Annotated in this window: 21 protein-coding genes and 1 pseudogene; 7 read left to right on the forward strand and 15 right to left on the reverse strand. The window is 38.8% G+C overall.

All coding sequences use genetic code 11. The annotated features are described in order from the left end of the window. Complete coding sequence (gene gyrB, locus GARC_RS00350) at positions 1 to 2421, forward strand: DNA topoisomerase (ATP-hydrolyzing) subunit B (RefSeq protein ID WP_007615488.1); 2421 nt, start codon at positions 1 to 3, stop codon at positions 2419 to 2421. 61 nt (positions 2422 to 2482) lie between these two features. Here gyrB and GARC_RS00355 read toward each other — a convergent pair whose 3' ends face one another. From GARC_RS00355 to glyQ, 3 genes are read right to left on the reverse strand one after another with little or no spacing between them, the layout of a single operon-like run. Further along, entirely contained in the window at positions 2483 to 2926 is a 444-nt protein-coding gene (locus GARC_RS00355; RefSeq protein WP_007615489.1) for a hypothetical protein, read from the reverse strand. Positions 2927 to 2979: 53 nt separating this feature from the next. Beyond that, complete coding sequence (gene glyS, locus GARC_RS00360) at positions 2980 to 5046, reverse strand: glycine--tRNA ligase subunit beta (protein WP_007615490.1); 2067 nt, start codon at positions 5044 to 5046, stop codon at positions 2980 to 2982. A gap of 2 nt (positions 5047 to 5048) precedes the next feature. Next, a complete protein-coding gene (glyQ, locus tag GARC_RS00365) occupies positions 5049 to 5954 on the reverse strand; it encodes a glycine--tRNA ligase subunit alpha (RefSeq protein ID WP_007615491.1) in 906 nt (301 codons plus the stop codon). A 144-nt stretch (positions 5955 to 6098) separates the two neighbouring features. Here glyQ and GARC_RS00370 point away from each other — a divergent pair. Continuing rightward, positions 6099 to 6436, forward strand: a pseudogene (locus tag GARC_RS00370) (DNA-3-methyladenine glycosylase I); the annotation flags it as partial. Positions 6437 to 6476: 40 nt separating this feature from the next. Here the strand turns inward: GARC_RS00370 and GARC_RS00375 are convergent. The 3 genes from GARC_RS00375 to GARC_RS00385 form a co-directional block, all read right to left on the reverse strand. After that, positions 6477 to 6917 (reverse strand): DUF2489 domain-containing protein, encoded by a 441-nt coding sequence (locus GARC_RS00375; RefSeq protein WP_007615493.1) that lies wholly within the window; start codon positions 6915 to 6917, stop codon positions 6477 to 6479. Between the two features lie 16 nt (positions 6918 to 6933). Beyond that, positions 6934 to 7443: a Der GTPase-activating protein YihI gene (gene yihI / locus GARC_RS00380; RefSeq protein ID WP_007615495.1), complete on the reverse strand. Its 510-nt coding sequence runs from the start codon at positions 7441 to 7443 to the stop codon at positions 6934 to 6936. 477 nt (positions 7444 to 7920) lie between these two features. Further along, positions 7921 to 8544, reverse strand: coding sequence for a c-type cytochrome (locus tag GARC_RS00385; protein ID WP_007615506.1), 624 nt, complete (start codon positions 8542 to 8544; stop codon positions 7921 to 7923). Positions 8545 to 8750: 206 nt separating this feature from the next. Between GARC_RS00385 and yihA the strand changes: the two genes are divergently transcribed. Continuing rightward, positions 8751 to 9359 (forward strand): ribosome biogenesis GTP-binding protein YihA/YsxC, encoded by a 609-nt coding sequence (gene yihA / locus GARC_RS00390; RefSeq protein ID WP_007615508.1) that lies wholly within the window; start codon positions 8751 to 8753, stop codon positions 9357 to 9359. Positions 9360 to 9767: 408 nt separating this feature from the next. On the opposite strand, the gene polA is transcribed toward yihA, so the two are convergent. Further along, complete coding sequence (gene polA, locus GARC_RS00395) at positions 9768 to 12518, reverse strand: DNA polymerase I (protein ID WP_007615510.1); 2751 nt, start codon at positions 12516 to 12518, stop codon at positions 9768 to 9770. Between the two features lie 742 nt (positions 12519 to 13260). Between polA and GARC_RS00400 the strand changes: the two genes are divergently transcribed. Continuing rightward, complete coding sequence (locus GARC_RS00400) at positions 13261 to 14712, forward strand: TrkH family potassium uptake protein (protein ID WP_007615513.1); 1452 nt, start codon at positions 13261 to 13263, stop codon at positions 14710 to 14712. A 92-nt stretch (positions 14713 to 14804) separates the two neighbouring features. On the opposite strand, the gene GARC_RS00405 is transcribed toward GARC_RS00400, so the two are convergent. The 8 genes from GARC_RS00405 to GARC_RS00440 form a co-directional block, all read right to left on the reverse strand. Next, a complete protein-coding gene (locus tag GARC_RS00405) occupies positions 14805 to 15239 on the reverse strand; it encodes a hypothetical protein (protein WP_007615515.1) in 435 nt (144 codons plus the stop codon). 234 nt (positions 15240 to 15473) lie between these two features. Beyond that, a complete protein-coding gene (locus GARC_RS00410; RefSeq protein ID WP_007615517.1) occupies positions 15474 to 15965 on the reverse strand; it encodes a DUF3261 domain-containing protein in 492 nt (163 codons plus the stop codon). A 68-nt stretch (positions 15966 to 16033) separates the two neighbouring features. Continuing rightward, positions 16034 to 18313, reverse strand: coding sequence for an MMPL family transporter (locus GARC_RS00415; RefSeq protein WP_153810827.1), 2280 nt, complete (start codon positions 18311 to 18313; stop codon positions 16034 to 16036). A 7-nt stretch (positions 18314 to 18320) separates the two neighbouring features. Next, positions 18321 to 18866: a LolA family protein gene (locus tag GARC_RS00420; RefSeq protein ID WP_007615520.1), complete on the reverse strand. Its 546-nt coding sequence runs from the start codon at positions 18864 to 18866 to the stop codon at positions 18321 to 18323. Positions 18867 to 18893: 27 nt separating this feature from the next. Next, the gene (locus GARC_RS00425) at positions 18894 to 19448 is read right to left on the reverse strand and encodes a COG4648 family protein (protein ID WP_007615523.1); all 555 of its coding nucleotides are present in this window, start codon (positions 19446 to 19448) and stop codon (positions 18894 to 18896) included. Positions 19449 to 19451: 3 nt separating this feature from the next. Next, the gene (locus tag GARC_RS00430) at positions 19452 to 19694 is read right to left on the reverse strand and encodes an acyl carrier protein (RefSeq protein WP_007615525.1); all 243 of its coding nucleotides are present in this window, start codon (positions 19692 to 19694) and stop codon (positions 19452 to 19454) included. A 112-nt stretch (positions 19695 to 19806) separates the two neighbouring features. Next, the gene (locus tag GARC_RS00435) at positions 19807 to 20583 is read right to left on the reverse strand and encodes a lysophospholipid acyltransferase family protein (protein ID WP_052151442.1); all 777 of its coding nucleotides are present in this window, start codon (positions 20581 to 20583) and stop codon (positions 19807 to 19809) included. 78 nt (positions 20584 to 20661) lie between these two features. Further along, positions 20662 to 22680, reverse strand: a complete 2019-nt coding sequence (locus GARC_RS00440; RefSeq protein WP_039988264.1) for an NADPH-dependent 2,4-dienoyl-CoA reductase — start codon at positions 22678 to 22680, stop codon at positions 20662 to 20664. A gap of 104 nt (positions 22681 to 22784) precedes the next feature. Between GARC_RS00440 and GARC_RS25745 the strand changes: the two genes are divergently transcribed. The 3 genes from GARC_RS25745 to GARC_RS00455 all read left to right on the forward strand — a co-directional run bounded on the left by GARC_RS25745 (position 22785) and on the right by GARC_RS00455 (position 24731). Then, positions 22785 to 23444, forward strand: coding sequence for a 4'-phosphopantetheinyl transferase family protein (locus GARC_RS25745; protein ID WP_161603919.1), 660 nt, complete (start codon positions 22785 to 22787; stop codon positions 23442 to 23444). 53 nt (positions 23445 to 23497) lie between these two features. Beyond that, positions 23498 to 24226, forward strand: coding sequence for a beta-ketoacyl synthase chain length factor (locus GARC_RS00450; protein ID WP_007615536.1), 729 nt, complete (start codon positions 23498 to 23500; stop codon positions 24224 to 24226). A 250-nt stretch (positions 24227 to 24476) separates the two neighbouring features. After that, a complete protein-coding gene (locus GARC_RS00455) occupies positions 24477 to 24731 on the forward strand; it encodes a phosphopantetheine-binding protein (RefSeq protein ID WP_007615537.1) in 255 nt (84 codons plus the stop codon). Positions 24732 to 24739: the final 8 nt, after the last annotated feature.

Consider the following 24739-nt stretch of genomic DNA (forward strand, 5'->3'; position numbering starts at 1 on the left):
ATGGCAGAAGAAAATGTTTATGATTCGTCCAGTATTAAAGTCCTAAAAGGACTTGATGCCGTTAGAAAAAGACCGGGTATGTATATCGGTGATACAGACGATGGTACTGGGTTACACCACATGGTTTTTGAGGTAGTAGATAACTCTATCGATGAAGCTCTTGCAGGACATTGCTCAAGTATTAATGTGAAAATACACATTGATGGTTCTGTTTCGGTTAAAGATGATGGCCGTGGTATTCCAACAGAAATTCATGAGGAAGAAGGGGTATCAGCAGCCGAAGTCATAATGACTGTGTTACATGCTGGAGGTAAATTTGATGATAACTCTTATAAAGTCTCTGGTGGTTTGCATGGTGTAGGTGTTTCTGTTGTTAATGCACTATCTAAGAAGTTGATGCTACAAGTTCGCCGTGGAGGTAAGCTTTACGAGCAGGAATACCAACATGGTGTACCTCAGCAACCATTAGCCGTTATCGGTGAATCAGAAGTCACTGGAACGAGCTTACGTTTTTGGCCAAGTGAAGATACATTTACTAATGTTGTGTTTCACTATGACATTTTAGCCAAAAAATTACGTGAGTTGTCTTTTCTAAACTCTGGCGTGTGTATCATTCTTGAAGATGAACGTGATGGTAAGACTGACCGTTTTGAATATGAGGGTGGCATAACCGCTTTTATTGAATATCTAAACCAGAATAAAACGCCCGTACATCAGAAAATTTTCTATTTTGACTCACATCGCGATGACGGAATTTCAGTTGAAGTAGCAATGCAATGGAATGATAGTTACCAAGAAAACGTTTTTTGTTTCACTAATAACATTCCACAAAAAGATGGTGGTAGTCATTTAGCTGGTTTTAGAGGTGCTTTGACTCGAACCCTAAACAACTACATGGACAAAGAAGGGCTTTCTAAAAAGGCTAAAACAAGTACCAGTGGTGATGATGCTAGAGAAGGTTTAACAGCAATCATTTCAGTTAAAGTACCGGATCCAAAATTTTCTTCACAAACTAAAGATAAGTTAGTCTCTTCAGAAGTCAGGCCTGCTGTAGAAACCACTATGGGTGAAAAACTTCATGAGTTTTTGATGGAAAACCCTGCTGAAAGTAAAATCATTGTTGGTAAAATTATTGATGCAGCAAGAGCCAGAGATGCTGCAAGAAAAGCCCGTGAAATGACCCGCAGAAAAGGTGCCTTAGACTTAGCTGGATTACCCGGAAAACTAGCCGATTGCCAAGAAAAGGATCCCGCACTGTCTGAACTTTATATAGTGGAAGGGGACTCTGCTGGCGGATCAGCCAAGCAGGGACGTAATCGTAAAAACCAAGCCATATTGCCACTTAAGGGTAAAATCCTAAACGTTGAAAAGGCTCGGTTCGACAAAATGCTTTCTTCTCAGGAGGTCGCGACTCTGATTACCGCATTAGGTTGTGGCATAGGTCGTGATGAATATAATCCCGAGAAATTACGTTACCATCGAATTATTATCATGACTGATGCTGATGTGGATGGGTCGCATATACGAACATTATTACTGACTTTCTTCTATCGCCAAATGCCAGAAATTATAGAGCGGGGCTACATTTATATTGCACAACCGCCACTATATAAAACTAAAAAAGGTAAAACGGAACAATACCTTAAAGATGACGATTCTCTAATAAAGTATTTAACATCAATTGCCTTAGATAATGCAGAACTGCACGTAAATGAAGATGCACCAGCTATTTCAGGCGTGGCTTTAGAAAATCTTGTTAAACAATATCAAGAAACGGTTGCCATGATTGCGCGAATCAGTCGTTTGATGCCAGCAGTGATCCTTAATAAGTTAGTCTATAGTCTTACCCTTGAACCTGAAGATGTAAATGATGAACAAAAACTAGCAACTTTTGCTGATGAATTTACTAAAGGGCTAGCCTTTGATGAAGCAGATGGAGCAACTTATTCATTTGATGTTCGCCATAACAGTGAAAGAAATAACTGGTTTGTTGTTATTATTATTAGATTGCATGGCATAGATACAGAGTATCGAATCGATCATGAGTTTGTTAATTCTAACGAATATAAACGTCTTAAAGCTCTTAATCTAGCTATTAATGGTTTGATTGAAGTCGGTGGTTATATACAGCGTAATGATAAAACAAAACCCATTTCAACTTTTGTTGATGCATTAGACTGGTTAATGGCAGAATCTAAACGTGGCCAATATATCCAGCGTTATAAGGGGCTAGGAGAAATGAATCCGAGTCAATTATGGGAAACAACTATGGATCCAGCCACTCGAAGAATGCTCCAGGTGACTATTGAGGATGCTGTTGGTGCAGATCAGCTGTTTACTTGTTTAATGGGTGATCAAGTTGAGCCACGTAGAGCCTTTATTGAAGAAAATGCTCTAAAAGTAGCTAATTTAGACGTCTAGTTTTAGAAAACAGAGACAAAAAAGGCCGCTTAATAAGCGGCCTTTTTATTTTCTTTATAAATCAATTGGTTATGGAGTTAATTGATACTTTAGGTGCACCAAATCCGCTAAAGTTTATTGTGAATTGGAAGGTTCCAGTTTCAGTAGGCGTAAACCGAAAATTCTCATCTGTAGTATCGCAACTAGACCTTACAGACTCGCCTACAACAATAACTTTATCTGACTCATTAGCATAACCACAATTCATTCCAGGCGTCCAATTGGCGTCTGCGAATTTAAAATCATATGGTTGACCATCAGCTATTAATTCAATTGAGGTTGAATATACCTGATCGGACAATTCTACTAACTTATACTTTTCGTCCGCTTCCCACCAAGAAAAAACACCTCTAAGGTAGAGTCCATCATAGTTATGTTCTTTGATTAAACCATCAATAACATTTGTTGCACAGCCACTGAGAAAACTAGCTAAAATGACTGTAGATACAAAACCTATTTTTTTCATATTGGTATAACGTCCTAATAACACATGCCAAACAAACGGCTAAATTATTAAGGTTAATTTAGTACTGATATATCCGCACAGCACAAAAATAAACCTCTTAGCCTTGATAATAACGTTAACCTGTTTCGCTTAACTGATTCATCATCAGCCATTACCATAACATGTTCGAAAAACTCATCAATTGGCTCTCTAAGCTCAGCTAAAACAACCAACGCACTAGTGTAGTCCGACTGTTTAAGCATAGGTTGAATACGAGTTTCTACAGACTCTAAACTGTTTGCTAAGGCAATTTCAGCTGGTTCCTGCAATAGGGCCTTATTAAAAGGCAACTCTTGCGTAAATACATTCTTGGCTAATATATTTGCTACTCGTTTGTTAGCTGAAGCTAATGCTTCTGCTGACTCTAAAGTGTTAAATGATTTAACTGCTTCAATTCTGGCTGCAAAGTCTGCTGGGCGAGTAGGGCGATTAGCTGCAACCGACTGAACTACACCTGTAGCTATGCCTTGTTCTGCATACCAAGCTTTAAATCTCGCTAAAATAAAATCAACGACCTTTGTTTGCAGTTGCTCAGTTTCGATTTTGTCCCCGAAAGTGGCAATAGAAACGTCGACTAAATCAACTAAGTCCAACGGCAAAGTCTTCTCTACAATTATACGTAGTACCCCAATTGAAGCACGACGTAAGGCAAAAGGATCTTTATCACCCTTAGGTGTTTGACCAATACCAAAGATACCAACCAAAGTATCAATTTTATCAGCCAGCGCCACACAAACACTCACTTCAGATGTAGGTAAGTTATCACCAGCAAAACGCGGCATATATTGTTCATTTTGTGCCAAAGCTACTAGCTCTGTTTCACCATCTGCTCTGGCATAATGCATGCCCATAACACCTTGAACATCAGGAAACTCCATGACCATATTAGTCATCAGGTCTGTTTTACATAACAAACCTGCTCTGTGAGCGGCTTCTTGGTCTGCGCCTAACATTGTGGCGATACTTTTTGCCAAAGATGCTATACGTTCTGATTTTTCATAAACTGTTCCCAATTGTTTCTGGAACAATACGCTTTTTAAGCTATCAAGCCGCGACTCTAAGGTTTGTTTCTTATCGGTATTAAAGAAAAATTCAGCGTCGGCTAATCTAGGGCGAATAACTTTCTCGTTACCGCTTATGATAGTTTCTGGATCTTTACTTTCTATGTTGGTAATAAAGATGAATCTAGACTTTAATTGGCCATTTTCATCCAACAACGGAAAGTACTTTTGATCACCTTTCATAGTGTAAATTAAAGCTTCTTTGGGCACTGCCAAAAAAGATTCTTCAAAATTAGCGACTAAAGCAACGGGCCATTCCACTAATGATGTGACTTCTTCTAATAAGTCTTCATCAATATCTGCTACTGCGCCTTCTTGTTTGGCTAGGGCCTGGATCTGCTCTAAGATTAAAGTCCTACGATGACTGTGGTCTGCTATAACATAATGTTGCTTAAGTTGACTTAGATAGTTGTCAGCACAATCAAGCTCAAAAGCAGCGTCAGAATGAAATCTGTGGCCATTAATCAAACGTGCCGAACTGACATCTAACACTTTGCCTTGTATTAGCTCGTTGCCATACAGCATAGTCACAGTATGGATGGGGCGAATAAACTGTGTGGATTTGCTGCCCCAACGCATGGGCTTAGGAATAGGTAGTGCCTTTAATGCTTTTTCAACTAACTCTGCCAAGAGTTGACTAATAGCCTGTCCCTTAACCTGAGCCTTAAAGAGTAACCACTCACCTTTGTCAGTCTTTAAGCGTTCAGCCTGACTCACTTCAATACCATTAGAGCGGGCCCATCCTTGTGCTGCTTTAGTTGGTTCGCCATCTTCGCCAAATGCTGCAGTAACAGCTGGACCACGTTTTTCCACGTCTTTATCGGCTTGAAATTCTGACAGACCCTCAACAACAACCGCTAGGCGTCTTGGCGAGGCATACCAGTTTACCTGGCTGAATGTTAGGTCGTTATCAGTAAACATCCCTTGAATGTTATCTCTAAACGCTAACGCCAATTTAGCCAAGGACTTTGGTGGTAGTTCTTCTGTACCTATTTCGATTAATAAATTTTCAGTTCGCATGGCTACTTCTCCTTGTTACACATTGGAAAGCCGAGTGCTTCCCGCGCTTCGTAATACACTTTTGCGCAGGCCTTAGAAAGGGTTCTTACTCTTAAAATATAACGTTGACGTTCTGTTACTGAAATAGCATGTCTTGCATCTAACAGGTTGAATGCATGAGAAGCCTTCATTACTTGTTCGTATGCAGGCAAGGGTAAATTAGCTGCTATGAGTTTCTCACTGTCTTTTTCGCACTGGTCAAAGGTGGCAAATAAAGCGTTTACATCAGCGTGTTCAAAGTTATAAGCAGATTGTTCCACTTCATTTTGGTGAAATACATCACCATAGGTGACTGTACCCATAGGACCATTGGTCCACACTAAGTCGTAAATGCTGTCTACACCTTGGATATACATGGCTAGGCGTTCAAGACCATAGGTTATTTCACCGGTAACAGGTGCGCACTCAATACCACCCACTTGTTGAAAATAGGTGAATTGTGTCACTTCCATACCATTCAACCATACTTCCCAACCAAGACCCCAGGCGCCTAGGGTGGGGGATTCCCAGTTATCTTCAACAAAGCGAATATCATGAACCAGTGGGTCAAAGCCAAGTTCTTTTAAAGAGCCTAAATACAACTCTTGGATATTATCTGGCGAAGGCTTAAGCATCACCTGAAACTGATAGTATTGCTGCAAACGATTAGGGTTTTCGCCGTAGCGACCATCTGTAGGACGTCTACAAGGCTGCACATAAGCGCTACTGATTGGCTCAGGGCCAATTGACCTTAGGAACGTCATCGGATGAAACGTACCTGCACCTACTTCCATATCTAGAGGTTGAATAATAACGCAACCTTGACGCGCCCAATAATCCTGAAGCGCTAAAATTAGTCCCTGAAATGTCTTACAATCAAACTTTTGCATATGCTCTTGCATTTCCTCTGCCACACTAGGGCTTATCGTATTATTAAATTTAAAAAAACGCCGGCAAGTATACCTTTTGTCGTTGACTCTATGTAGGCTTAAAGGTGATTAAAACAGCAATTAGACCAAGAAGTAGGGATCAATTTGGAAAAAACACGCTGTAGTTGGGTAAGTACAGATAAGTGTTATCAAGAATACCACGATAATATTTGGGGGAGGGCGGTTACAGACAGCCAAGAACTGTTTGCAAAACTTTGTCTCAATGGTCAGCAAGCAGGACTCAGTTGGGTAACCATATTAAAGAAACAAGCTAATTATGAAGCTGCATATTTTAATTTTGATCCCATAAAAATATCAACCCTTACTGATGAGGACGTAGAACGCTTAATGCAAAAATAATTCGTAACCGTTTAAAAATCCAATCGATTACAAAAAACGCTAAAACTTATTTAGCTATAGAGGCGTCTGGCATATCATTTAATAATAGCGGTGCTGGATGGTATGGCTTATCCAGAGCTCAGGTTAAATAGTAAAGGTCTTTAAAACCGCAACATCATTAAGTATTTGTGACGCAAACTCGGCTTCTAACTCTTCTCTTCGTATGTCTTGGAGTTTGGTATCTCTTTTGTTTTGTGCTTTTCTCGCTTCATGAGTAGGAAGGTCTTTGACATGCTCGTAGAGTGAGTAAAGCCCAGTAAATTGCTGAGAAAAATCTGGTTTATCTTTTATAGGTAAAGCCTTTAAAAGATGAAACAGCCTGATACAACCCTCTGACAAATTACATTGTTGTTGTTCTAATGCTTTGGCAATAGTTTGAATACTCTGCGAAATCTTAGCTATTCTTTGTTGGGTTTTTTGATTGCGAACTTGCTGTTGTGCCTTTAATCTACATAGTAGCGAACCTGCATAAAACCCAAGGCTAGCAATAATAAATAAAGCGACAAACAACAACAGCAAATTCATATTTTAAAACTACTAGTTAATCTTTAAAATCATTAATATCTATAGCTTCAAACTGCGAATAAAGATCGCTTTGTTGCTCAGATGATTCTTTTGGCTTTTCAGCTTCATCCGTTAATCCAAGCATATCGCAGAGTACTTTATGTCTTGCTAATGTTTGATCAACATATTGCTGGTCTTCTCTGGTAATTTTTTTACCTAGACCAATTTTATCCAACAGAGTCGCTAAACGAGGATCTTGTTCGATAGCTGCAAGTTCCTGCGTCGGCGAAAAGTACTTAATTTTTTTCGATGCCGATTTTTGCTCTTTTGTTTCTACAATTAAGCTAACAGGTTTTTTACTACCGTGTCTTGGATCTTTATTGACCTTTTTAGGGCCTTGATTGTCTGTTAGAGCCTCGTTGTTACGACTGCCAGCTGGTTTTCCTAGATGTTTTTTTACCCGTTTTTCAGTGGGTTTACGCACGTTTGAAGGTGTTTTGGCTACGCCAATTTTACCAACTTTACGAGATTTTTTCTGCCTAGCCATAGATCACCTGTGTAGGGCTTTATAATGGCCGTGATTCTACCTTAGTACAGGTGTTAAAACAGTGAATTTTTGACAGAAAAAAAGCGATAGTTAAACTATCGCCTTTTCATAGATCAGAGTGTCAGCAGACACTTCTCCCAATATTTGTTCATCCTAAACAACTTATATCCTTTTTATCTTCTCTTATTATTAATTTTAACGAAGATTTTTTATTGTTATAGATCTTCCTGATGCATTATTTTTCGTCCTTGTTATTCCCGTAAGGCTTAAAAATGCAAAACAACTATTGTTGTCTTGCTACTTCCTTGACAAGCACTGTGCTTGTAATTCCATTTTATTTTTATTTGCACGAGAGAATACAGGAATCATAAAAATTTACAACTTATTTACAATTGAGACATAAAAAAAGTGAACTTTTACTGAAAAGTTTAAACGCGACTAATAGTTTTGTTGCTGATTAGTCGCGAAAATAGCAGATTAATGAAGTCCAGAAACGTAGCTTGATAATACTTCGATATCTTTATCTGTCATTCTTTTAGCTATATCAGCCATCATGCCATTTAAAGAATTAGCTCGTTCACCAGAACGGAAGGCTTTAAGTTGAGACGCTATATAATCTGAATGCTGTCCGCTTATGTCGGGAAAACCAGATAAGCTAGTTCCATTTCCTTTTGGCCCATGACAAGCGATACATGCGGTAATACCTCGATCTAGATCACCGCCAATATAGAGTTTATTACCGAGTTCTACCGCATCTTCAGCTGTTTCGCCTGGTGTGGCCTCTTGACTGGAAAAATAGGCTGATAAGTCGAGAATATCTTGTTCTGATAAAGCAGCCGCCATGCCATTCATTACAGCATTATTTCGGCCTTCTTTACCGCCAGTTTGGCTGGCCAGTTTAAATTCTGTCATCTGCTTAGCTAAATAATTAGCATGTTGACCGGCAAGTTTAGGGTTCATAGCTATTGCACTATTCCCGTCTACTCCATGGCATGCGCCGCAGGTAACAGATATTGACTTACCATTTTCAGCATCACCTTGTGCTACCGCACTCGCACTAAAACCCAAAAACAAACAGACTAGCAGACCTATATTTTTCATCTTTATCTCATTAAGCATTTGATTAGCTGGCTATTCTTAAAATATTAATTGGGTATTTTACACATTTACGCCGTTAGTAAAATGAATTCATGAGATATCTTGTATTTTTATCTCATTTTAAAGAACACAGTGATTACCCTTTTCCCTGATATAATGATCAGAATTAGTATGATAAAAGTAGTTTTACAGTATTTTCAGGAGAAGACGTGAGTCATTATAGTCAAGCAAAGTTTAGTATCAGTGCCCCTGATATTACTCACCTAGGGCCCGATGAAGGGATCGAAATTGCATTTGCTGGTCGTTCTAATGCGGGGAAATCGAGTGCGTTAAACAAGTTAACTCGGCAGAAAGGGCTCGCAAGAACCAGTAAGACACCGGGTCGAACACAATTAATCAATGTATTTCAATTAGATGAAAATCGTAGATTAATAGATCTGCCAGGCTATGGGTATGCAAAAGTACCTATAGCTATAAAAAAGAAATGGCAAAGATCCTTAGGTGAATATTTACAAAAAAGGGAAAGTATTAAAGGACTAGTGGTATTAATGGACATTCGTCATCCCTTTAAAGATTTGGATCAAGAGTTGATACATTGGGCAGTAGCAGCAGATTTACCTGTGCTTGCGCTTCTTACTAAAGCTGACAAATTGAAATCAAGCAATCGCAAAAATCAGTTAATGATGGTACGAGAAGCCGCGTTGGCGTTTTGCGGTGATGTAACTGTTGATGTGTTTTCTTCTCTCAGTGGCATTGGGTTGGAAAATTTGGAACAAAAATTAGATAGTTGGTATGGCTATGAAAGGAAAGTTAAATAGCGGATAAAAAATGCCCTACACAAATAGGTAGGGCCAAATAATATAAGAACACACATAATAACTATTTACATAGACCGTCTGTATTAAAAAAATGTTCCCACTTTTCTGAATTAAACTTGATTAATGGTCAATAAACCAAGCTGCGTTAGCTGTTTATAACGATTGTTATTAATAATGTTGAATTTTAGGCAAAAAAAACCCCATTAAATAATGGGGTAAAACACATAGAGACACACACATAAACTGTACATAAGAGGGGTGTTAAAACATAAAGTTCAAAATAACTTTATGTTTTTTTTGAAATAGAAAATCAGTATTTGCCGAGGCTTAAGCAAGGGTCATAAAAGCTACGAACGGAAATCTATTAAAAAGCCAAGCTTAGGTTGTTATCTAATCGCTCAATTGACCCTAATGAGCTTCATCCCAGTTTTCCCCAACCCCAGCCTCAACAATAAGTGGAACATCAAGCTGCACAGCTTGTTCCATTAACGAAATAATCTTATTTTGATATTCAGTTAACTTTTGTTGTCTAATTTCAAAAACAAGTTCGTCATGGACTTGCATGATCATGCGTACATCGTCAAAAGGCAGAGTTTCAATCCACTTATCAACTGCCAACATGGCTTTTTTAATGATGTCTGCTGCAGTACCTTGCATAGGTGCATTAATAGCCGCGCGTTCTGCCCCTTTTCTACGCATGCCATTACTGGCATTAATTTCAGGCAAATATAAGCGTCTACCAAAAACCGTTGAAACATAACCATTTTCTTTGGCTATTTGTCTTGTGTCTTCCATATATTTTAATACTAATGGGTAACGTTCAAAATATAGATCCATATATTTCTGTGCATCATGACGAGAGATATTCAGTTGTTTGGATAATCCAAAAGCTGACATACCGTAGATTAGTCCAAAGTTGATTGCTTTCGCATTTCTGCGTTGTTCAATACTTACCTCTTCGAGTGGGGTATCAAATACTTCTGAAGCCGTGGCTGTATGAATATCTTGTCCAGTTGCGAAAGCGTTTAACAACCCCTTATCCCTTGATAAATGCGCCATAATCCGCAATTCAATTTGTGAATAATCGGCAGCGACAATCTTATAACCCGGTCTAGCGATAAATGCCTGCCTAACTCGGCGTCCTTCTTCTGTTCTAATGGGGATATTCTGTAGATTAGGATCGGTTGAAGACAATCGGCCTGTTGCTGCAATCGCTTGATGATAGGAGGTGTGTACTCTGCCAGTACGAGCATTTATCATTTTTGGTAATTTATCTGTGTAAGTATTCTTTAACTTACTTAAACCACGATACTCCATCAGCAATTTTGGCAGTGGGTAATTGATGGCCAATTCTTGCAAAACTTCTTCAGCTGTAGATGGTGCTCCTTTAGGCGTTTTTTTCAGAACGGGCAAATCCATCTTTTTATAAAGAATTTCCTGCAATTGTTTAGGTGAGCCCAAATTAAACTCTTCACCAGCGAGTTCATGTACTTCTTTTTCTAACTCTAAAATGCGTACTGCTAAATCTTGGCTTTGTTGAGCAAGTTTTTGGCTATCTATAAGTACACCGAATTGTTCCATTTTTGCTAAAACTGGGGATAAAGGTAGTTCTATCTCCTTAAAAACATTTGCTAAGTCCTTTTCTGCATTTAGTTTTTGCCAAAGGACGTTGTGCAAACTTAAAGTTATGTCTGCATCTTCTGCTGCATAAGGTGCGGCTTTATCTAAAGGGATTTGATTAAATGTAATTTGTTTGGCGCCTTTACCGGCAATATCTTCAAAGTGAATTGTGGTTTTACCTAGATAGGTTTCAGCCAAACTATCCATATCATGGCGGGTGGCAACACTATTCAATACATAAGATTCCAGCATAGTATCAAACGCTATGCCTTGTAGATTGATATCGTAATTGGCCAATACGTTTTTATCGTATTTAAGATGTTGTCCCACTTTTTTGATTTCAGGGTTTTCTAATAAAGGCTTAAGCGAGGCCAATACCTGGGCGCGGTCAAGTTGTTCGGGAGCATCCAAATAATCATGGGCAACAGGCACGTATGCAGCTTCACCTTCGGAAACAGAAAATGATACGCCTACCAATTCAGCATCCATATAATTTAGGCTGGTGGTTTCAGTGTCGAATGCAAATAAGTCGGCAGCTTTGAGTTTTTCTAACCAAATATCAAAGTCTGTTTGAGTTAGGATTGTATGATAATGGCTAGTATCTGGCGTTTGCTCGTCTAACGCTTTGGGTTCAGTGAGCTTGGGAGTCGAAGTTTGTTGTGATTTTTGTTGGGTTTCAGTCAATAAACGCTTTAATTCGAACTGGGTACTTAAAGCAATTAATTTTTCAAAATTGACTTCAGTTGCTTTGATGTCTTGCACCTTTTGAGGCAAATCCACGTCTAATCTTATCGTGGCCAATTCGTAAGATAGCGGGAGGTGACTAAGTGCATTACGTAAATGTTCTCCAACTTTCCCTTTTACACTGTCAGCGTTGGCCATCACTTGTTTAAGTGTGCCATGTTCAGCTAGCCACTTGGCAGCAGTTTTAGGGCCACATTTATCAACACCTGGAATATTGTCGACCTTGTCACCCATCAGGGCTAAATAGTCGATAATTTGGTCTGGTCTTACCGCAAATTTTTCTTCAACACCGGCTTCGTCCATTTCGACATTGGTCATGGTATTGATTAAACGAACATGGGGCGTAACAAGTTGTGCCATATCTTTGTCACCGGTCGAAATGACTGTTTCCATTCCGAGCTTAGATGCCTGATTAGCGAGCGTACCAATCACATCATCTGCTTCGACACCTTCAATAACTAATAAAGGTAGACCCATTGCCTCGATAATTTCATGCAAGGGTGCAATTTGTGTTCTTAGGTCGTCTGGCATCGGCGGGCGATTAGCTTTGTATTCAGAATACATGTCGTTTCGAAAGGTTTTCCCTTTAGCATCAAACACCACCACAATATTTCCGCTTGGGTAATCTTTCTGAAGGCTCTTTATCATGTTTAACACACCAGTAATTGCACCTGTTGGTTGTCCATAAGAAGTGGATAACGCTTGCAAATAAGGCACGTGGTAAGCTCTGAATAGATAAGATGAACCATCTACTAATATGAGAGGGTTAGTGAGAGTTTCTGCTTCAGATGCCATAATAGGTGTCCATGTATTTATTTTAGAAGATTGTAAATTTAAAAGAATGTCATAAGTGAATGATTTTATCATTAACTCAGAGACAAATCTGTGGATAAGTATGTAGATAAGGTATTAGATTATTTATTTGGCGATTTATATAATTGTAGAGAAAAAATAAAAATCTCTTACTAAACATATGCTTATAGATAATGTATCAATTTAACAAAGAAGTATGTAATGACAACTGTTCTGTGGATAAGATTTTAAATGTAGCCAATGCCTAATTAAAACCAAGATAGAAGATACACAGATATTGAGCGCTAGAACAGAACAATTTTAAATTATTTTAAGTTACATTTAGAGCAAATTGATACAAAAAATTATAAGCCTTGATTTGCCTATACTCTAGCCTTGTCAAATGAAAATTCAATTCAATAATGGTAATAAATTTAAGTGTGTGAGTGCTTGCAAACATAGTTGTTTATCTTTGTTCTATACAAATAGAAATTGTTAGTCGTTTTTGACGAAATATTTTCGATGGCAACGATCTTTCTGTTATCTTGTTAAGTGAAATATGTGAACATAATTACTTATGTCTACTTTATTAATTTGCCATGAATTTGACTTTAGGTTCGGTGTTTAGCAAACAATAATGACAAGAAAAATAGTTGATCCAATGATTTACCTAAAATTAAGTTTATTCTCACCAAATTTGCTAATTGTATTATGTGGCAGATATTTTTTGGGTGAAAACTGAGCCATGCAATATCGTACTATTATTCGAATTTTAGGACTTCTTGTTGCTTTATTCAGTGTCACCATGATCCCCCCAGCAATTGTGTCCATCATTTATGAAGATGGCAGTGGTCTGCCATTTTTATTGGCATTTATTTTATGTTTAATTACCGGTTTAGCCATTTGGTATCCCAATAGAAGTTTTAGAAATGATTTAAGGGCCAAGGAAGGGTTCTTAATTGTAGTGCTTTTTTGGACAGTTTTGGCGAGTTTTGGTGCCTTGCCATTTTTATTGTTAGAACAGCCACAAATGTCTACTACAGACGCTTTTTTTGAGTCCTTCTCTGGTCTGACTACAACGGGGGCAACCGTTATTGAAGGTATCGATTATTTGCCTAAGGCCATTCAGTATTATCGCCAGCAAATACAGTGGTTGGGAGGGATGGGGATCATTGTTCTCGCTGTGGCAATCTTACCTATATTAGGAGTAGGTGGGATGCAGTTATATCGGGCAGAAACGCCAGGCCCAGTGAAAGATTCTAAGATGACACCAAGAATAGCGGATACAGCGAAGCACCTATGGTACATCTATTTCTCTCTAACCATAGTTTGTGCCACAGCATTTTGGGTAGTGGGCATGAATTGGTTTGATGCCATTTGTCATGCCTTTTCGACCATAGCTATCGGTGGATTTAGTAACTATGATGCCAGTTTAGGTCACTTTAACAGTGTCGGAGTGAATGTAGTTTGTGTCATATTTTTATGGATTGCGGCATTGAATTTTGCACTGCATTATGCGGCAGCGAGTGGACGTTCTTTAAAAGGATATTTTCATGATCCTGAGCTAAAAACATTTTTTATCATTCAAATTAGTTTGGTTTTGATTTGTTTTAGTGTGTTAATTCAATTTAATTGGTTCACAGATGCTGGGATAGCATTTGACCAAGCCTTGATTCAGTCTGTTTCTATCAGTACAACAGCTGGCTTTACCACGACAGAATTCTCTAATTGGCCAGTGTTTTTGCCTATTATGCTCATTTTTTCAAGCTTTATAGGTGGCTGTGCAGGCTCTACAGGAGGCGGTCTAAAGGTTATTCGAGTGTTATTACTGTATTTGCAAGGCAAACGCGAAGTCGACCGTTTAATACACCCTAAAGCTATTTATTCAGTAAAATTAGGCGAACGGGCGTTGCCGGATAGAGTCGTCGAAGCTGTGTGGGGATTCTTTTCAGCCTATGCGATGATCTTTGTTATTATTATGGTTGGCTTAATAGCTACAGGGATGGACGATGTGACAGCTTTTAGCGCTACTGCTGCAACTCTTAATAACTTAGGCCCTGGCCTAGGAGAAGTGGCTGCGACTTACGCGGAAGTGTCTGATAGTGGTAAATGGCTGCTAATATTAGCAATGTTATTTGGTCGGCTAGAGGTATTTTCATTGTTAGTACTATTTTCACCTACTTTTTGGCGCAGTTAAAGTAGCGATAAATGTATATGAAGCAAACTTGTATTTTTTGAAATATAAAAATAAAGTGCTTCTTTATAAAAGCACTTTATTTTGTGTAAATCTTAAGGCAGTTTAACAATATCAGCCTTAAGTGCCACACCCGCCATTATGTTCCCTGCTCCACATTCAAATTCTGTCTTACTGGAAAAACCAATATTTTTGTAGTTAGATGTAATATTAACTACGGCATTCATACCGTCTCTTTGGGCTCGTTCTTGTAAGGCTTTTATTGCCGATAAAAAGGCCCATTCACAAGCTTCTTGATCAGACTTAGCAAAACCACTGGTTTTTTTGTTGGTGGTAATTCCAGCCTGTTTGCTTTGTGGCTTAGGGTAAGACTGGTCGGCAAAATATAAAGGTACATCATGTAATGCCGATTTTGCTTTGTCAGTCTTCAGTAGCTCAGGGATAGAAAACTTGAGTCTATCGTCCCTTGCAATCGCGGGTGATGCGAGAAAAATACAACTTGTAACGCAGGCTATTAATACTTTATTCATTAATTATTCTCCGAATTTCTAATGTTTTTATACCAAGACAAGTGTAAGCCTGTCAGTTATTTTCCCTATAAACCTAGGTGCTTCTATTCACTGTTTGCCTCAGTTATAGATAACCTAACTGCGATCCAGAGGATTAACACTATAATAAATTACGTCAGTTAAAAATACTACATTAGCTAGTTTAAGTTATGCCAATGGATCTAGTCTTTGGGGATTACATTCTAGGGATTGGTATTAATACTCAATTTTACTCTGCTGTAAGGTTTCAATTTCTATTTGATAGTGGTCAACATAATGAGTCATAAGGCTATGCTGTGCGGTGTGCAATACGCTGAATATTAGTTCGTTACCACGAAAAAAATTTCGTTTTTGTTTATCTTCAGGTGAAAGGGCGATATGTAAATCCTTTAGACCTAACTGAATATCTTTGATAGGCCAATTGGCTAATTGGTAATAAGCCAGCATAACTTGAGCCTCAATCCCTTTTGCCAATACGTTGGTATTTAACTTTAGCCCAACTTCATTCGACCAAGTTAATTTAAATAAAACTAAACCAGCGGCGGTTAACCCCACCATATTAATTTGATGGGGTAATAATTCTGTTTGTAATAGGAGTTCATGTTTGTCTTGTGGTGTTGTGATCAATAGTTTTTGCAAACTAGCCTGGCCCCAGAGTTCCTTTGGCACCGCCTGTAAATGAAATTGACTGTGTTTGTCTAATAACACGGAGTTATCCAACTTTTGAAAGGAGGAACAAGCATTGATCAATAACATGCATAGAAAAACTAGGTATTTCACGCTTGGTTTTTACCTTGATTGAGTATTGCAGAAGGTAGCAAATTACATAGTAACCAGCCTAATGTCACCCCTATCAAAACCGTCAGGCCAAATTGCCAAATGGCCGGTGTTTTACTAAAAACCATGATGCCAAATGTTAGAGCTGTAGTTGTTGCAGAAAGAAAAATAGATTTTAAAACATAATTGAGTCGTCCATGTTCTCGAAGAAAAAACACATAGTCCACATTAAGGGCCAAAATTAAAATACAGCCTAATAAATTGAATATAGTCACTGAGCCTGTAATGAGTTGTGTAATAGCGAGTGCACTAAAAGCGACCAAAATAGGTAAGGCCGCTAGTTTCAATCCGACTTGAATGGGATAGCGGACTATCATTATCAAAATTAAGGCTGCCACAGCCATGGCTAGAAAGTATAAAATATAATGTCTTAGTTTAGTCAGGGCCGCGCTGTATTGGGCTGGTTGGTCATAATAATTAATGGGAAAATCCAATTGCGCCTGAATTTGTGCCAGTAAAACGGCATCTAAGGGCCCCATGTAACTCAAAATTCCTACAAGCTGATTATTTTGTTTAACAATGGATGGATACATGTGTTGGATAAACTCAGGTAATTTATCCGCGGTCAGCCAGGTGTCCGATTTAGAAAACATCTTTTCTACACTCAGAGGATCAACCATGGCAATAATGGGGTCTAATTGTTGTTGTTTTATTCCCATTTCGAGCCACTGAGCATTGATTTTTTGTGTAGCTATAGAAGGTAACCACAAGTCTAATCCTTTGAGCTCAAATGCCGATTGAGTTAAGGTTTGAATGACATTACGAGTTTTCTCAAAGCGTTGCAGTATTTGCTGCTGATCTATCCCTGTTACGCTGATAAATCTGGGATACTGTTGGTTTCCTACCAGTTGGCTTACCTTTATTTCATTATCAATCAAATGTTGAGGCGTACTGTTAAACATATTGATGTTGTCTTCAAAATACCACTGAGGTATGGCCACAACACTACCTAAAACCAAGAAGGCTAACAGTAATTTAAACCCCCTAGGAGGTGCAACAGGAGGCCCCATTTTTGCTGGCTCAGTTGTAACTTTTACTGACCACCATGTGATAACACTCAGTCCGGTAAAAATAGCGAAGAATAACCCGGCTCCCACAAAAACTGCTACCTGCTGCAATAGTAAAATGGGCAACAATAATAATAATAAATAGCTGAGTAATGTGGTGCCAGCGCCCATTAATAGAGCAGGGGCTAGGTGTTTGGCTAAAGACGTGCCTCTAAGGCCAGTATACTTAGCTGCAAACATTATGTGATAGCCATAATCTACTGCTATACCAATCAAGCTAATGGCAAAAACTAAAGACAATAAATGTATTTCTTCGAAGACCACAACCAGAGCTGTCATGCCTGCAAGCATTGAAGCGGCTATTAGCACTACAATACACAATAAGGGTCGTAAATTTCTGAAACTGACTAGGGTCAATAACAACACACCTATTAGTGACAATGCACTAAACAATTGCATCTCAAATTGAATGCGTTGGGTCACAGCTGCGCTATGAAAAGCTAAGCCACTTTTAATGATAGTGACAGGCTCAGAAAAGTGGCTCTGGGAAAGCGCTTGGTCAAGTTGCGCTATTGTAGTTACCACTTGGTCTATTTGTATGGCCTTAGGTACAAATTCAATAAACAAGGGGTAATAACGCAGTCCTTCACTCTCAATATATAAAAATTCATCGTCCTGCTTCCAAAGAGATTGATTGAATCGAGCGGTAAACCAATCCGCTATATTGAGTAAAGGCGCCTGCTCTATGCTTAATGTAACTAAAGGATTAGTTGGCTGACTCAGCAGTTGCATGTAACGTTTAATTATAAATTGATAGTCATCTTTATCTCTGGCTACTTGGGCATCATCGCTCAAAAAAGCGAGGGGATAATCACCGTAAATTGATATGAGTTTTTTTATATCTATATTATCACTGGGATTAAAGCTGACTGTTTGGATAGCAACATGTTTAGTTAACGTTGTGTTTAACTGGCGAAGGTAAGTTTTGCTGGCAGAATTTGCGTTAAGTTGCAGCAATAAAAGCGCTTTATTTTCAAAAGGCTTACGTGCGGCTTTAGTCAAAGCGCCACTGTTGTCGCCCACATTTAATATATTTAGAATATTAGCATCAAATTTTATCGATTGATTAGCGCTGTGATACAGCAACATGGAACAACAAATAAGTGTGATAATTACCCAGCTATATAACAGGCGTGATTGTGTCATTTTCACTAGTATTTTAGTCCTGGCTGGTTGTTGAATTCATTTCGGTTAGGAATATATTGGTATAATTTCCTTCAGGCTCATAGAGCACAATTTGTTGTATTTTACTGGCTTCCAATAACAATGTAATTTTCACTATGACTCGTGTTATTTGTTTCGCTTTAGGTATTAGAGTGAGCTCATTTTCTTGCTGCTCAATTTCAAATTGTTGGCGCAAGCTACCTTGTTCGCCACTGAACAAGGCAAGTAACAATTCACTAAATTGTGAATTGGAAGTGAGTGTTTTAAAGTGACCATCCGGTTGCCGTTCACTGACACCTTCAGTTGTGATTTTAATTTCACTCTCAATAGGTTGCTGTGTATGCCAAACTAAACCAAGCTTTTGTTGGTAATGATAATTACCCTTAGTCACAAAGGGTTGACTGAGTACCTTTAAGTGTTTTTCTTGCACAAATTGACCTTGTTGCTCACTGGAAACTTGCAGCGAAAAAACCTCAGGCCGAGCATTTGCAAAAGCCATAATAAAAAGTAAAACCAATGGAATTAAATTGATCCTGCGCATTTTAGGTATATTCCTTGGTATAGGTATTCAAGTGGCGGGGTCTTTATATTTGTATTTTTTGCGGACTAACCACTCAACCCCAGCTACAACAGCCATTATACAGTAAGATATAAAGCCATTATAAAGTGTCCAAGTGGCAATATCGCTATATACCGCTGTGTAAAAAGCGATGCTTCCATTTACTAAGAAGAAACCACACCACCAAATCGTGACTTTACGGGTATAAGATATCGCACTTGCTGGTAAATCAGGTTCACGAATTCGAGCGATCCGTTCAACTATGGATTGTTTAGACCACAAAGAAACTGCAAATATGCCTAAAAATAATAAACTAGTCACAACAGGATAAAAACGAATACCTTGGCTTGAATCCGTAATAAGTGAATATCCCAAAACGACAATTACAGACGCGATAAACAGCCTGATATAGGTTTTATCCAGTACCAAAGAATGGCCGAATTTAAACCGCAGTAATAATATAATAATTAATCCCAAAGCCACTAAGCTAGGAGAGCCGAAAGATAAACCCACGTAAGCGATAACGGGATAAAGTATTGCCAAAACTGCCATCAGCCATGACACGTTTTATGCGCCTTGCAATTGTTGTAATTCATTCACAACATCACCAACTGTACGTATTTTTTTAAAGGCATCAGGTTCGATATCTAAATCAGTGAGTTCCCGTAATTTCACCATTAGGTCAATAGCATCGATGCTGTCTAGTTCAAGTTCATCGTACAAGTCTGTTTCGTGAGTGATCATACTTGCTGGTAACTCAAAATAATTCACTAAGAGTTCTGTTAATTGTTGATAGAGTTGATTCTTCATATGTGTTTTTCCATAAAATATCACAGCTATGAGCCACTTTTACGTTTTGCTCTGAGCGACGCATTAGCGCTGTCTCTGGTCAGTCCAGTGTATCTTTGACGAAGTTTACCATTTATAACGCAGAATCAAAACGAGCTAATTCATCGCTGAATTTTTTTTGTATATCACGAGTCAATTTACGTACCGACAAACTAATATTATCTTGCAGATAGGGACTGATATCGAATTCCTCTAGTACAGTCAACTCCAAATGGATCTGCCGAGGAGGTATTCTATACCAGGGCCAACCTTTAGTTAGAGCTGGTGGTGACACTTGAATTAATACTCGCTGAAAATTGGCCCCAGTGCGCAATGCTAAATTAGCGGCACCTCTTTGAAAAGATAATGGGCTTCCTGGTTTAGTGCGAGTACCCTCAGGAAAAATTATCAAATTACTGCCTTGGCGTAATGAGTCCCCACAGTCAGCAATTAAATCCTGTGCTTGTGCATTGTTGAGATAACCGGTGTTTTTTAATATTCCCCGGGTAAAGATGTTTTTCGATAGAGATTGTTTCACCACACAATTGGCATTAGGGATCAACGAAATCAATACCACCACATCAATAAGGGAAGGGTGATTTGCAATGACAATTTTGCCTTTAAGTTTACTGAGTTTATCTATTTTGTTGGTGGTGACTTTAGTTACACCCACACAATACATTAGCCAAATAAAATATTTAAAGGTCAGGTGTACCGCATAACGGCAGGCTTTTTTGCGAGTTTCTTCGTCTTGATATTTTATGCGGTACAAAGGTAGCCAAAATAGGGCCATTAAAACGCCACATATACCAAAGACGGAAAAACAAAATGCGGTGGCAAAAAAACGCCATACTTTACTTATTTGCACCATTGCCAGCACTCCATTACTTGTGTTTTAAATCCCAATAAATCCTGATGCAAAAATATATTTGTAGTTACCATCAGGAATTTATATCTTTGCCGCTAACCAAGCGGATGATTCAATTGCTGATTTAGCATCTAAGCCAACTACATTATTGGCGCCACCAATGATATGCACTGGTTGTGAAAATCTTGTCAAATCATAGCTTAGATGGCTTTGTTGCCCGGCGCACACTATTATTGAATCCGCCTCAAGAACTGTGTCCTCTCCACGTATATTCAGTGTCAAACCTTGGTCCGAAATACCCACATATTTCACCAATGATAAGGTCTTAACGCCACGTCTTTTGAATTCTTTTCTATGTATCCAAACTGTGGTTTTACCTAGCCCAGCCCCAGGCTTGCGAACTTTACGTTGTAACATAGTGATTTGTTTTGAATTTTCCGAATTGTCTACAGATGAAATTAAGCCACCATTAACTTGGTTGCTATAATCAATGCCCCAATGTGCCGCAAAATTTTGTTGTTTTTCCAATAATGACCAGCTTTTAGTATTAGTGCTGGTGAGTTTGGCAACAAGATCAAATGCAATTCCACCCGTTCCAATTACCGCTACCTTTTCACCCACTTCGACATTTTCTTCTATTACGTCCTGATAACTCACTACTTTTGAGTGCTGTGATCCAGGGATTTCTAAATTGCGAGCGTTAGTGCCAGTGGCAATGATTACCTCATCAAATTCACTTAATTGACTATAACTAGGTGATTGCCCTAACTGTACATCCACTGTCGATTGCCTTAACGTCTGCTTGATGTAGCGTAAAAATTCTTTAAATTCTTCTTTTCCAGGTACTTTTGCCGCGAGGTTTAATTGTCCTCCAATAGTGGTGCTTTGTTCAAATAAAGTCACCTTATGGCCTCGTTGAGCTGCATAAATGGCAAACATTGCTCCCGCAGGTCCCGAACCTACTACTGCCAGTTTTTTCGGCTTATCAACAGGTTCAAAATTAAGCAAGGTTTCATAACCCGCTCTTGGGTTTACCAAGCAACTGGCCACCTTATTGACAAATATATGATCTAAGCAAGCTTGATTGCAGGCAATACAGGTATTAATGGTTTCGGCTTGATCGGCACTGGCCTTGTTTACAAATTGACTATCTGCCAAAAAAGGGCGGGCCATGGATACCATATCGGCCATGTTCTCTTTTAAGATATGCTCGGCGATTTCAGGTGTGTTGATGCGATTGCAAGCCACTATAGGTATGTTTATATGGTTTTTAACTCTGGCAGTAATATGACTAAATGAGGCTCTAGGTACCACACTGGCAATAGTGGGTACTCGGGTTTCATGCCAACCTATGCCACTGTTAATAATGTTAACACCCACTTTTTCCAAGGCCAAAGCAAGTGCAATGACTTCTTGTAAGTCGCTACCATTTTCCACTAAATCTAAAATAGAGAGGCGAAAAATCACTATGAAATTTTCACCAAAGTTTTGCCTAATTCGACGAACTATCTCTAGGGGAAAACGCGCTCTATTAATAAAACTTCCACCCCATTGGTCATCACGTTTGTTGGTATGACGGCAAATAAACTGATTAATTAAATAACCCTCAGAGCCCATAATTTCAATTCCATCGTATCCTGCTTCTAGGGCTAAGCCCGCACAATTGACGAAATCTTGTATTTGTTGTTCTATCTCTTCGTGACTCAGAGCGTGAGGAATAAAAGGCACTATAGGTGCTTGAATGGCACTCGGAGCAACAATTTGGCTGTGATAACCATAACGTCCAGCATGTAGTATTTGCATACATATTTTAGTGGAATATTGATGTACTGCTTGGGTAATTAATTGATGTTCGGCCACATGTTGCTTGCGACTGAGGATCACCCGTTTGGGCGCCAAAATACCTGATTCATTAGGGGACACTCCCCCTGTTATTATTAAGCCTACTCCCCCGGCAGCTCTTTCTGCATAAAAAGCGGCCAATCGCACAAAACCGTCGACTTGTTCTTCGAGGTTGGTATGCATGGAGCCCATAATGACCCGATTGTTCAATGTAGTGAAACCCAAATCTAGTGGGGCCAGTAAATGGGGGTATGGCATAAAGTTTCAAGATAACGGAGAATCAGTCAAGTTTAACATGATTTTGATAAATGATAAGTCAGCAGTCCGCTATAGGATCGCCAGAAAAACTGAGGTTAGTGAGTTTGCCCATTAATAATATTTATGTGTATTACTGTGATATGCAGCAATTTAATATTGATCCGGGGCTGTTGTTTGGTTGTTTGAATCAAACAGACCAAAGGCGTTATCAAAGTTTCAAAAATGTCTCCCGACAACGTCAGTTTGCTATGTCTAGGTGGCTAATTAAACAATGTCTGAAGCAGTTGTTTGCTGTGAGTACGTCACATGATTATCAACTGATTGATTATGCTCGCTGGCGAGTTATGGAAACAGATGCTAACTACTCAGTTTCAATTAGTCATAGTGGCCATTATATAGCGGCAGCCATCGCAGCTTTTCCTTGTTCTATTGGCATTGACATTGAGCAGCATAAATCCCGAAACTTTACTGAATTAGTGAAAATTTTTAGCACCCCAACTGAACAAAATTTAGTATGCAATCATAGTGAGCAACAACAATCGTTTTATCGTCTTTGGACGGCCAAAGAAGCATTTTTAAAGGTTACCCAGAGTAGTTTTGAACTAGTGTGCCGAGAAAATTTGGCAATTTGTTTGCAACACAATTTGGGGCAAGTTGCCGGTCATCATTATCTAACGGGATACTTGGAAGAGAGTAAGTATAGTTATTCTGTCATGACTAATGCAGATGCGACTATGCAAGTCCAAGAATTTGCGCTGAACTAATTGAACCCTAAGTCTGGCTTTAGTAGACTGCGCTTTTTCTATTGGAAACAACAATGTCCTTGAGATTCGATATTCGCAAATGTGTAGCATGGGCACCGGGACTCGAGTCTGATGAGGATTGGCGATTATGGCAGCAAGGTGAAAAAGCTTTAACTGATGAGTTGAGCTTGCCACAGTTAACAAGCATTCCTGCTATGCAAAGACGGCGTTTAAGTCCCTTTGCAAAGATAGCCTTACATTGTGCACTAGAGGCCAGTGGTGAGTATCAGGCGAATATACCTTGTGTTTTTTCTTCCCGTCATGGTGATTTGCACCGCACCACTAAGTTGATTGAAAGTATTGCCTTATCTAAGGATTTGTCACCCACCCAATTTGGCCTGTCAGTACATAATGCCGCCGCGGGATTATTCAGTATATTTACCGGAAACCGAGCGCCTTTATCTGCTATTGCAGGAGGGCAGAGTAGTTTTATGCAGGGCTTACTGGACGCTGTGGCAAAACTCGAAGCGAATAATTTATCTAGAATTTTGTATGTGTATTGTGATCTACATGTACCTGAGTGTTACCGTCCTTATGTTGTTGATGATACCTCTATAGGTATTGGTTTACTTATTGAAGCGACAGAAGATGAAAACAATGCCTATAATCTTTCATATAATGCAGTTGAAGATACTCTGGGTAGTGATTGCCAAGCTTTAAATTTTATGGGGTTTATATTAAGTAATGAAAGTCAATTGTTGACTAATATTCATCAACAAACTTGGCTACTTCGAAGGGGCTAAAATCATTTAGTAAGCACAATTTTATTTTTGTGACATCAATGGGTAGATGTTGCGTATAAACCACATAATGATATTATTGTGGTTGTTTAAAAGAGTCATTAGCTCTCGGTTAAAATTGAATCACCCAAAGTGCCTTTCATTTCCCACTGTTTTGAAGTCTAGGTTAATCATTGCAAAGGATTGAAGTCAACCATTGACGAGTATAACAACTATGCATTACTCCCAATCAAATCTTATAAAAGGAAAATAGATGAGCGATCTGAACCATGAAATTAAGCTGTTAATTATAGAAGCCTTGGATTTGGAAGACATCTCTGTAGATGATATTGATGATGATGCCCCTCTGTTTGTAGATGGATTAGGACTTGATTCTATTGATGCTTTGGAATTGGGAGTGGCAATTAAAAATGCCTATAATATTAAGATTGATGGTAATACCGAAGACAGTAAGAAGTATTTTTATTCAGTTAAAACCTTGAGTGATTATATTCAAATTAGTAAGTAAAGAAGGTT

This window comes from Paraglaciecola arctica BSs20135, from assembly GCF_000314995.1.
GTDB classification, from domain to species: domain Bacteria; phylum Pseudomonadota; class Gammaproteobacteria; order Enterobacterales; family Alteromonadaceae; genus Paraglaciecola; species Paraglaciecola arctica.

Bases quoted from the DNA above. Each gene is read 5' to 3' on its own strand.
- gyrB (WP_007615488.1), top strand. From the start codon at position 1: ATGGCAGAAGAAAATGTTTATGATTCGTCCAGTATTAAAGTCCTAAAA.
- GARC_RS00355 (WP_007615489.1), bottom strand. From the start codon at position 2,926: ATGAAAAAAATAGGTTTTGTATCTACAGTCATTTTAGCTAGTTTTCTC.
- glyS (WP_007615490.1), bottom strand. From the start codon at position 5,046: ATGCGAACTGAAAATTTATTAATCGAAATAGGTACAGAAGAACTACCA.
- glyQ (WP_007615491.1), bottom strand. From the start codon at position 5,954: ATGCAAAAGTTTGATTGTAAGACATTTCAGGGACTAATTTTAGCGCTT.
- GARC_RS00375 (WP_007615493.1), bottom strand. From the start codon at position 6,917: ATGAATTTGCTGTTGTTGTTTGTCGCTTTATTTATTATTGCTAGCCTT.
- yihI (WP_007615495.1), bottom strand. From the start codon at position 7,443: ATGGCTAGGCAGAAAAAATCTCGTAAAGTTGGTAAAATTGGCGTAGCC.
- GARC_RS00385 (WP_007615506.1), bottom strand. From the start codon at position 8,544: ATGAAAAATATAGGTCTGCTAGTCTGTTTGTTTTTGGGTTTTAGTGCG.
- polA (WP_007615510.1), bottom strand. From the start codon at position 12,518: ATGGCATCTGAAGCAGAAACTCTCACTAACCCTCTCATATTAGTAGAT.
- GARC_RS00400 (WP_007615513.1), top strand. From the start codon at position 13,261: ATGCAATATCGTACTATTATTCGAATTTTAGGACTTCTTGTTGCTTTA.
- GARC_RS00405 (WP_007615515.1), bottom strand. From the start codon at position 15,239: ATGAATAAAGTATTAATAGCCTGCGTTACAAGTTGTATTTTTCTCGCA.
- GARC_RS00420 (WP_007615520.1), bottom strand. From the start codon at position 18,866: ATGCGCAGGATCAATTTAATTCCATTGGTTTTACTTTTTATTATGGCT.
- GARC_RS00430 (WP_007615525.1), bottom strand. From the start codon at position 19,694: ATGAAGAATCAACTCTATCAACAATTAACAGAACTCTTAGTGAATTAT.
- GARC_RS00435 (WP_052151442.1), bottom strand. From the start codon at position 20,583: ATGGTGCAAATAAGTAAAGTATGGCGTTTTTTTGCCACCGCATTTTGT.
- GARC_RS00440 (WP_039988264.1), bottom strand. From the start codon at position 22,680: ATGCCATACCCCCATTTACTGGCCCCACTAGATTTGGGTTTCACTACA.
- GARC_RS00450 (WP_007615536.1), top strand. From the start codon at position 23,498: ATGTCCTTGAGATTCGATATTCGCAAATGTGTAGCATGGGCACCGGGA.
- GARC_RS00455 (WP_007615537.1), top strand. From the start codon at position 24,477: ATGAGCGATCTGAACCATGAAATTAAGCTGTTAATTATAGAAGCCTTG.